This is a genomic window from Bradyrhizobium sp. Bra78 (genome assembly GCF_024519855.1).
In the GTDB taxonomy this organism is placed as follows: domain Bacteria; phylum Pseudomonadota; class Alphaproteobacteria; order Rhizobiales; family Xanthobacteraceae; genus Bradyrhizobium; species Bradyrhizobium japonicum_G.
Genome location: NZ_JALJRE010000005.1, coordinates 185,708 through 193,107, shown reverse-complemented (window position 1 = coordinate 193,107; position 7,400 = coordinate 185,708). Strand labels below are relative to the sequence as shown.

Sequence of the window (7,400 nt, the reverse complement as noted above, 5' to 3'; positions counted from 1 at the left end):
TTTTGCTGGGCAACGGCCGGGCCGGCCGCGAGCGCAATGGCCACCGTCAAAGCAAATGCACGCATGAAAATCCCCGATCGAATGACATACGACCTTACGCGAGCCGTAGGCTCTCGGCAACCAGCGCGCGGATTTTATTCCGCCAGCATTGTCGGGCGCCTTCGCAGTCCGCATTGCTGCCAAGACATGACTCAGAGATGGAGCACGTGAGCAAGCTCGAGCCAATGCGCTGGATCAAGCCGAACAGCTCACAACAACCCCTCTCACTACGTCGCGCGGTTCACTTCCTACCAGTGCAAGCAGAAAGTTCTGACATGCGTTCGTCGTTGGACATCGAGCCCTGCGCTCGCCGCGCATAAGATTTGTCACAGCACCTTTTGCCTTTGGCGCCGGGGAACGCCGCGTAGCAGGTGTCGGGTGCCTTGCTTTGGGCAAAAGCGAAGGTGGGAAAAAGCAAGATGACGACGAAAAGGGCTCGCATGATAGCGCTGCTCAAAACGGCACATTTGCAGGTCTTCCCTTTCGCGGGTGCCTTGGATTGCTTTTGCTGGGCAACGGCCGGGCCGGCCGCGAGCGCAATGGCCACCGTCAAAGCAAATGCACGCATGAAAATCCCCGATCGAATGACATACGACCTTACGCGAGCCGTAGGCTCTCGGCAACCAGCGCGCGGATTTTATTCCGCCAGCATTGTCGGGCGCCTTCGCAGTCCGCATTGCTGCCAAGACATGACTCAGAGATGGAGCACGTGAGCAAGCTCGAGCCAATGCGCTGGATCAAGCCGAACAGCTCACAACAACCCCTCTCACTACGTCGCGCGGTTCACTTCCTACCAGTGCAAGCAGAAAGTTCTGACATGCGTTCGTCGTTGGACATCGAGCCCTGCGCTCGCCGCGCATAAGATTTGTCACAGCACCTTTGCCTTTGGCGCCGGGGAACGCCGCGTAGCAGGTGTCGGGTGCCTTGCTTTGGGCAAAAGCGAAGGTGGGAAAAAGCAAGATGACGACGAAAAGGGCTCGCATGATAGCGCTGCTCAAAACGGCATCGGTGGCGCCGGCATGGATAGGTACGACCGAAGATGACTTTCAACGAAGGCGATAACCTGAGCGTTCTGCATGCGCGGCGCAGAATTACGATGAGAGTGCAGTCAATTGATTGATCCGTGCTTGGTAGGGCGGGATGACGGCAACAGTGCTGCACCGAAATTCCCAGCAACCATCGCAATCTTTCCGATCCTTTGAAGCCAGCGCTTCATGCCGCCTTCAACATGGGGCTGGATCTTCGCCTCGCTTTTCCGGATTGGCTTCATGAGCGCCAAGAGGAAGTCGCGCGTCTCAAGTCTTTGACTTGGCCAGCTGCCTCCAAGCGCTGAGAGCGATGAGAATGGCGAAGGCACAAAGACCATAAGTGAACGCATTCACGACCCAGCAAATGGCAATCCCGGCGAAAGCGGAGCCCCCGGCCGCCCCCCAGAACAAATACGCTGCGGAAATGCCAGGCCACTCCCACGACAGAAAAGCGTAGTCAGTGAGCGGCTCCAGGGCGAGCAGCACCGCCGAGATGAGCGCCCCGATGGCCAATGCGATGATGAGGTTTGCCTTCAGGGCGAGCATCAGAAACCCAGCAGCCCGGCGAAGACAGGAATGAGCAAATAGGCGGCGAGCCCGAGAAGACCGCCCACGACGAACCTCGCTGTGCGGCCATGGATCTTCGTATCGAGCCACGAGCATACGACCAACGCAGCCCGTCTCAGGCCCTCACCGACGAGACTTCTGACGAGGTAAAACAGGAATTCTGCAAGGACAGCGGCCATGGCGTTTAGTCGCCACACCTCCGGCGGGGTTCAATTGGGCTAAGGACCACGAACTGCGGGATCACCGTTGACGGTGCACTCAATTCCCTCGCCATCACCACTCCATTTGCTCTGAGGCTTGGTCAACGCATCGCGGACACCGTCAATTGAGTGCACTGTCACCGTAATTCTTTGAGAGCAACCCTTGTGCATAGGGCGTCGACTCTGTGACGTGGGGACAAGTGTGGCGAACAGCCTTAGACAACCTTACGTCGTGGTAGATTGCCCTCTGATTCGTTAGAGGGCTTTTTATGGCGGTTTTATTACCTTATCTGGCCAGCAACAAAAACTTGCCGGTACTTTTCGAGAAAATCGGCTCGGCAAAGATTCCCGACGCCTTCAACCACGAGTTCTTGCAGACAACCATTGGACTCAAAGGCTCCAATGACCGGTCCATGATCTCGCTCCTGCGATACATGGGCTTCATCGACCAGTCGAATGTACCCACCCCCGCCTACAGACTTCTCAAGGGCGAGAAAGAAGCCCGCCGAATTGCTTGGGGCGAAGGTGTGATTCGTGCCTATCGGCCGGTGTTCGACGCCGACGAGGATGTCTACAAACACGCCCCCGAGAAAGTAAAAGGTCTTATCGCCCAGGTCGCTGGCACGGATGACGATGCAACGGCTCGCATCGCTTCGACGTTCTTGGCCCTGGTTAAACTTGGCGAGTTCAGCGCCAAGGCACTTACTGAGGAAGAAGCCCACGAGGAAGATGAAGAAGCGACCGAGGAGGAGCCGCCTAAGAACAACAAGCCAAAAGGGCTTCGCACAGAATTCCAATACGTCATTCAGGTGCAGCTTCCCTCGAATGGCACAGAGGAAACCTACCTCAACATCTTCAACGCTATTCGCAAGACCTTCGTATGAGCGACGCGACAGCCGCGCTCTTTATCATGCTCGGCCAGGCCGCCGAGAAGACTGTTTCCAAGCTTGAAGATGTCGTTCCGAAAGAGGCGTTGCTTCTCTCGCCAACGTATGACCTTGCCCATCTGGTGCCCGATAAGGTCAGGAAGGCCAGCGAAGCCGCCGAAATATACAGGCTCTTTTTCGTCTTCGAGAACTACCTTCGTGAATTTGTGGTCGAGGTCTTGTCGAAAGACGCTTCAGAAGTGTGGTGGGACAAGATACCCACGGACGTTCAAACCGAGGTAACCAAGCTCGAAAACACCGAGGAAGTTAAAAGCTGGATGGCTCTAGGCTCCCGCGACAAGAGCAGCCTGATGACCTTGCCTCAACTGCTGAGAGTCATCGACGAGAACTGGAAGAAATGCTTCGACGATTTTGTACGCGACAAGAGCCTCATCCATGAAGGCCGCCTCATCGTGCACCTCCGCAACACGATCTGCCACATGAGTGGGATATCAACTGAGGAAGCCGATCGCATCCGCCAAGTAATGCGAGATTGGTTCAGAGTGGTGGCGCCTTAAGATATTACGGTGACAGTGCGCTCAATTCCTTCGCTATTGGCGCCCTACTGACGCTGCGGCCTCGGCCCACGCTTGGCGGGCAGCATCAATTGAGTGCACTGTCACCGTAATTCCAGTGTATAAAATTTCATCCGCAATCACTATCCCGTGGGCTCGGCGGCGCGCTGTCATCATTTGTCTAGTCGCCAAAGAACCGACGGGCCGCGCCCCTCGCGCGTCCCGCCATAGATTCCACTTCCTCCATAACGCACGCGCGAAACTCCGAGCCGTCAAAGCTGCCGCAGAGTGTGCAGATATTATTCACCCGTTCCGGCGTGCGAAATTTGATCGCCCAGCCGGGAACACGCTGGTCGATAGCTGCTTCGATGTAGGTCCGGTTGCACGTCGCATCGGCCGTCGTGGCGAACAGTGTAACGGTTGCGGCGACAATAAATCGCATCACGTTTTGCCCCAGATCAGAAGGCGCTCCAGTTCTTGGGTCTATACTCGAACTTGAGGAGCCTGTCCTTGGCCTTAGCGATCTCATGATCCGTGAATAGTGAACTCCACTTCGCATTTTCGGTTACGACCGCCTCGACCGTCAGATCCAACCGCCCCTTCATAAAAAGGGTCGTGTAGCCATCCGACTCCTTCGGAGCGTTGATGAGAGTCTTGGCAGTCGTCAAGCCATCGGTGTCCGTCAGCATTTTCAGAAAGATGGTGGCGTTGTAGTTCGCCTCATCTTTGGCTCGCCGATAGATATCGAACATTGCCTTGTCGAAAGCAGCATTACGATCGGTCATGTCGGGCCTATAATAAGTTGGTTGCACTCGCGTCGTCACGCCACAACATACACGGGAAGGGTGATATTAGCGAGCCTCACTACTTTGAGCCCCCCATGCTCGATCTGAAGACCAAAGCTGACCTTCAGTGCCTCGTAGACGAGGGGTTGGAGGAAAGCCTAACTCTCGACTACAAGGCATCGCTCGCAATCAGTCGAGAAGGCAAACACCCCGACGAGATGTGCAAGGACGTAACCGCGCTCGCCGACTCCGCCGGCGGACAGTGTGCACTGTCACCGTAATTTCGAGCTCTGCTACCCCACAGTCAGGAGATCCTGGCGTCAATCGTCGAGAACATCCCCGCCTAGGTTCTGTACCTATAATCATTGAGCGTTTGCGTTTGTTGTGATTCAAGGTCCCAGGAGGACCTTGATCATGGCCCGATTGGATGCGCCTTTACTTTTGATGGCGCTATGGGGGCCGCGTCTTTCCTTGCAGTTAGACACCGCCCCCTTTGCTGATTTTTATTTGAGCAGACCCATTGACGATTTCCTGAAGTCGGAGATTACGGTGACAGTGCACTCAATTTCCTCGCTATTGCCGCCCTACTGACGCTGCGGCTTCGGCCCCCTTTGGCTGGTTCACTTCACCAGCCGCTTCGCCCTCACGCACACGTGCACCCTCCCCCTGCCCCTCACCCCACTTTCCTGCTATCTCCTACCCCCGCCGTCCCGGCCCAAACCAAAAACCCTCCATCCGTTCAAGGGAGCAACAACCATGCGATACCTCCACACCATGCTGCGCGTGCGCAACCTCGATGTCGCGCTGAAATTCTATGTTGATGCGTTCGGGCTGAAGGAGGTGCGGCGTATCGAGAACGACAAGGGGCGGTTCACGCTCGTCTTCCTGTGCTCGTCGGACGATCTCGAGGCGCTGAAGAAGCAGCCGCAGACACGCGGCGCGCCGCTGGTCGAGCTTACCTACAATTGGGACGAGGAGACCTATGGCGAGGACCGCTTCTTCGGCCATCTCGCCTATGAGGTCGACGACATCTACGCCACCTGCGACAAGCTGATGAAGGCCGGCGTCACCATCAACCGGCCGCCGCGCGACGGCAACATGGCCTTCGTCCGCTCGCCCGATCTGCACTCGATCGAGATCCTGCAGAAGGGCGAGCCGAAGCCGCCGCAGGAGCCGTGGTCGTCGATGCCCAATACCGGCCACTGGTAGGGCCTTTTCCGCAGGAACCAGCCTCCGTCCCGGGCGTTCTCTCTTCGACAATGTGATTGGAGGAGGACGCAATGGGACGAGGACTGTTGTTGTGGATGCTGGGCGTGCCGATCCCGGTGATCCTTCTGCTGTGGCTGTTCTTCGGCCACTGAGCACCAGGTTCAACCAACCTGCAAGGAAAGCTCTGCCCGTGGCGGAGCTTTTTGCATGAGGGGCTCGCCGCAATCGCGGTCGTCCGACACAGCAAATTCCGCTATCACCCGCACAACCGAAACGCCGCGGGAGGAGCTTCATGCCGGACACCAAGCTGACGATCTGGGGCCGCGCCAATTCGGTCAACGTGCAGAAGGTGCTGTGGTGCCTCGCCGAGCTCGGCCTGCCCTATGAGCGCATCGACGCCGGCATGAGCTTCGGCAAGACCCGCGAGGCCGACTATCTCGCGATGAATCCCAATGCTCGGATCCCGACGCTGGTCGAAGGCGATTTCGTGCTGTGGGAATCCAATTCGATTCTGCGCTATCTCTGCCTCGCGCATGGAAGCGGCACGCCGATCTATCCCGAGGCGCCGAAGCTGCGCGCTTCGGTCGACCGCTGGCTCGACTGGACGCTGTCGACGGTGCAGCCGGTCGACCGCCCGGTGTTCTGGGGCATCGTGCGCAAGCCGCCCGCCGAGCGCGACATGATCCAGGTGCAGCGCGATGCCGATGCCGCCGCCGAGGTCTGGGCGATTGCCGACCGCCTGCTCTCGTCGCGCCGCTTCATGGACGGCGATGCGTTCACGCTGGCCGACATCGCGATCGGCGCCTATGCGCGGCGCTGGCTCGGCGTCGAAGGCATCACCCGCCCGGCCCAGCCGCATTTGACGCGCTGGCTCGCCGAGCTCGGCAAACGGCCCGGTTTCGCCGAGCATGTCGCGCCGACGATGTCGTGAGCCGGTGGCGCGGCGCAAGCGCCGGTCACGCCTCGGTGAATCGCCATTCCGCCGCGCCCTCGCTGCGTCTTGACGGCTACTGTGCATGGGGTTGTTTTCGCAGTTTTTGTTGGAGGCCCTAGCGCCAGCCGCGCTCGACCAGCAGCACGCAGACGATCAGCACCAGCGTCACGGCGGCGGTGGCGAGCTTCGCCGTTCGGCTCAAGCCGCGGCCGACCCACCAGAGCAGCGCGCAATACATCACGACGGGGACGATGATGTCGGGCCGCATCAGATCCGGCGGCATCGGGGTCAGCGCCCGACCGTTGTCCCGGCGCTGATCGAGCCGCCGATCTCCACGCAGGTGCCGGTGCCCTCGACCATGACGAAGCGCGGCCCGTAGGCGGCGCAGGCGCCCGCTTTCGCCGTCCCGCCCGCGCCCTTCAGCGGCAGCGCCTTGCCCGCCTGTGGCCGCTCCGCATGCGGCAGGCGCAAGGGCTCGGCAGCGGCCGCAGAATTGGCGAGCAACGAGACGAGCAAGAGAAGCGGCGCACGCATGCGCCCCGTTCTAGCCCGGACAGGCGCCACGCGCCATCGGGCGCGTCGTTGCGGCAATCAGATGAACTTGACGCCGGCCGACTTGCCGCGGCGCCAGACCACCTGGCAGCTCCGCCCGGTCCGCGCATCGCGCGCGAACGCCATCCGGATCACGCCCGGGAGCTGGCTTGCATCCTCGTCCAGCGTGATCTTGGCGCCGGTGGCGGAGATGTCCTGAACCAGGCAATGCCGTGCCGCGAATCCGCCGGCGAGCGTGATCCAGGCGTGCTGCGACAGCGACTTGCGGGCCGCGCGCTTCTTGGGCTGTGGCATAGGCTCAAATTCTCCCCGTCCAGCGCTAGCGCAGGGAACCTAAGAAACCGTTGAATTCGCCACCGAATAATCCCGGGCCGGAGGCTATCCACCGGCCCCAAAAGACGGTCCCGAACGGCTTGCCCAAGGCCCCAAAGGCCACTATACACTCGCCCACTGCAAGCCCCCGGGCCCTGTTCGGGCGGCCAGCGGCCGTGCCGCGACAAGCGGCGGGGCCTGCGTTTGCTCCCTTCGTCTATCGGTTAGGACGCCACCCTTTCACGGTGGAGAGAGCGGTTCGATTCCGCTAGGGAGCGCCATCCGCGACAGCTCGCGGGCGGAATTCCGCGCCCCGCATGAACCTCCCCGCCC

Annotated in this window: 13 protein-coding genes and 1 tRNA gene; 6 read left to right on the top strand and 8 right to left on the bottom strand. The window is 59.8% G+C overall.

Features of this window, described 5'->3' with window-relative positions:
* Positions 1 to 280: 280 nt before the first annotated feature.
* The 3 genes from OC450_RS13945 to OC450_RS13935 all read right to left on the bottom strand — a co-directional run bounded on the left by OC450_RS13945 (position 281) and on the right by OC450_RS13935 (position 1,813).
* Positions 281 to 607, bottom strand: a complete 327-nt coding sequence (locus tag OC450_RS13945) for a hypothetical protein (protein ID WP_262048078.1) — start codon at positions 605 to 607, stop codon at positions 281 to 283.
* 727 nt (positions 608 to 1,334) lie between these two features.
* Positions 1,335 to 1,613 (bottom strand): hypothetical protein, encoded by a 279-nt coding sequence (locus OC450_RS13940; RefSeq protein ID WP_262048077.1) that lies wholly within the window; start codon positions 1,611 to 1,613, stop codon positions 1,335 to 1,337.
* Positions 1,613 to 1,813 carry a hypothetical protein gene (locus OC450_RS13935; protein WP_262048076.1) on the bottom strand — a complete coding sequence of 67 codons (201 nt, stop codon included), beginning with the start codon at positions 1,811 to 1,813 and terminating at the stop codon, positions 1,613 to 1,615. The genes OC450_RS13940 and OC450_RS13935 overlap by 1 nt, the downstream gene beginning before the upstream one ends.
* A gap of 290 nt (positions 1,814 to 2,103) precedes the next feature.
* On the opposite strand from OC450_RS13935, the gene OC450_RS13930 reads away from it, so the two are divergent.
* Entirely contained in the window at positions 2,104 to 2,718 is a 615-nt protein-coding gene (locus OC450_RS13930; RefSeq protein ID WP_262048075.1) for a DUF5343 domain-containing protein, read from the top strand.
* Positions 2,715 to 3,278, top strand: a complete 564-nt coding sequence (locus OC450_RS13925; protein ID WP_262048074.1) for a Swt1 family HEPN domain-containing protein — start codon at positions 2,715 to 2,717, stop codon at positions 3,276 to 3,278. The genes OC450_RS13930 and OC450_RS13925 overlap by 4 nt, the downstream gene beginning before the upstream one ends.
* Positions 3,279 to 3,456: 178 nt before the next feature.
* On the opposite strand, the gene OC450_RS13920 is transcribed toward OC450_RS13925, so the two are convergent.
* Together OC450_RS13920 and OC450_RS13915 are read right to left on the bottom strand one after the other, a co-directional pair.
* Positions 3,457 to 3,717: a hypothetical protein gene (locus OC450_RS13920; protein WP_262048073.1), complete on the bottom strand. Its 261-nt coding sequence runs from the start codon at positions 3,715 to 3,717 to the stop codon at positions 3,457 to 3,459.
* Between the two features lie 16 nt (positions 3,718 to 3,733).
* The gene (locus OC450_RS13915) at positions 3,734 to 4,060 is read right to left on the bottom strand and encodes a hypothetical protein (protein WP_262048072.1); all 327 of its coding nucleotides are present in this window, start codon (positions 4,058 to 4,060) and stop codon (positions 3,734 to 3,736) included.
* 95 nt (positions 4,061 to 4,155) lie between these two features.
* On the opposite strand from OC450_RS13915, the gene OC450_RS13910 reads away from it, so the two are divergent.
* The 3 genes from OC450_RS13910 (at position 4,156) to OC450_RS13900 (ending at position 6,200) form a co-directional block, all read left to right on the top strand.
* Positions 4,156 to 4,341 carry a hypothetical protein gene (locus OC450_RS13910; protein WP_262048071.1) on the top strand — a complete coding sequence of 62 codons (186 nt, stop codon included), beginning with the start codon at positions 4,156 to 4,158 and terminating at the stop codon, positions 4,339 to 4,341.
* A gap of 475 nt (positions 4,342 to 4,816) precedes the next feature.
* Entirely contained in the window at positions 4,817 to 5,269 is a 453-nt protein-coding gene (locus OC450_RS13905; protein ID WP_262048070.1) for a VOC family protein, read from the top strand.
* Between the two features lie 292 nt (positions 5,270 to 5,561).
* Positions 5,562 to 6,200 carry a glutathione S-transferase family protein gene (locus tag OC450_RS13900; protein WP_262048069.1) on the top strand — a complete coding sequence of 213 codons (639 nt, stop codon included), beginning with the start codon at positions 5,562 to 5,564 and terminating at the stop codon, positions 6,198 to 6,200.
* 118 nt (positions 6,201 to 6,318) lie between these two features.
* Here OC450_RS13900 and OC450_RS13895 read toward each other — a convergent pair whose 3' ends face one another.
* Genes OC450_RS13895 through OC450_RS13885 form a run of 3 tightly spaced genes read right to left on the bottom strand, consistent with a single transcriptional unit; the run spans position 6,319 to position 7,049 of the window.
* Positions 6,319 to 6,486, bottom strand: coding sequence for a hypothetical protein (locus OC450_RS13895; protein ID WP_211385727.1), 168 nt, complete (start codon positions 6,484 to 6,486; stop codon positions 6,319 to 6,321).
* A gap of 5 nt (positions 6,487 to 6,491) precedes the next feature.
* A complete protein-coding gene (locus OC450_RS13890; protein WP_262048068.1) occupies positions 6,492 to 6,737 on the bottom strand; it encodes a hypothetical protein in 246 nt (81 codons plus the stop codon).
* Positions 6,738 to 6,794: 57 nt separating this feature from the next.
* Positions 6,795 to 7,049 (bottom strand): PilZ domain-containing protein, encoded by a 255-nt coding sequence (locus OC450_RS13885; RefSeq protein ID WP_211385725.1) that lies wholly within the window; start codon positions 7,047 to 7,049, stop codon positions 6,795 to 6,797.
* A 224-nt stretch (positions 7,050 to 7,273) separates the two neighbouring features.
* On the opposite strand from OC450_RS13885, the gene OC450_RS13880 reads away from it, so the two are divergent.
* Positions 7,274 to 7,348 (top strand) — tRNA-Glu (locus tag OC450_RS13880).
* Positions 7,349 to 7,400: the final 52 nt, after the last annotated feature.

Excerpts from the sequence above, each read along its gene's own strand:
- OC450_RS13945 (WP_262048078.1), bottom strand. The coding sequence starts at position 607 with ATGCGTGCATTTGCTTTGACGGTGGCCATTGCGCTCGCGGCCGGCCCG.
- OC450_RS13940 (WP_262048077.1), bottom strand. The coding sequence starts at position 1,613 with ATGCTCGCCCTGAAGGCAAACCTCATCATCGCATTGGCCATCGGGGCG.
- OC450_RS13935 (WP_262048076.1), bottom strand. The coding sequence starts at position 1,813 with ATGGCCGCTGTCCTTGCAGAATTCCTGTTTTACCTCGTCAGAAGTCTC.
- OC450_RS13930 (WP_262048075.1), top strand. The coding sequence starts at position 2,104 with ATGGCGGTTTTATTACCTTATCTGGCCAGCAACAAAAACTTGCCGGTA.
- OC450_RS13925 (WP_262048074.1), top strand. The coding sequence starts at position 2,715 with ATGAGCGACGCGACAGCCGCGCTCTTTATCATGCTCGGCCAGGCCGCC.
- OC450_RS13920 (WP_262048073.1), bottom strand. The coding sequence starts at position 3,717 with ATGCGATTTATTGTCGCCGCAACCGTTACACTGTTCGCCACGACGGCC.
- OC450_RS13915 (WP_262048072.1), bottom strand. The coding sequence starts at position 4,060 with ATGACCGATCGTAATGCTGCTTTCGACAAGGCAATGTTCGATATCTAT.
- OC450_RS13910 (WP_262048071.1), top strand. The coding sequence starts at position 4,156 with ATGCTCGATCTGAAGACCAAAGCTGACCTTCAGTGCCTCGTAGACGAG.
- OC450_RS13905 (WP_262048070.1), top strand. The coding sequence starts at position 4,817 with ATGCGATACCTCCACACCATGCTGCGCGTGCGCAACCTCGATGTCGCG.
- OC450_RS13900 (WP_262048069.1), top strand. The coding sequence starts at position 5,562 with ATGCCGGACACCAAGCTGACGATCTGGGGCCGCGCCAATTCGGTCAAC.
- OC450_RS13895 (WP_211385727.1), bottom strand. The coding sequence starts at position 6,486 with ATGCCGCCGGATCTGATGCGGCCCGACATCATCGTCCCCGTCGTGATG.
- OC450_RS13890 (WP_262048068.1), bottom strand. The coding sequence starts at position 6,737 with ATGCGTGCGCCGCTTCTCTTGCTCGTCTCGTTGCTCGCCAATTCTGCG.
- OC450_RS13885 (WP_211385725.1), bottom strand. The coding sequence starts at position 7,049 with ATGCCACAGCCCAAGAAGCGCGCGGCCCGCAAGTCGCTGTCGCAGCAC.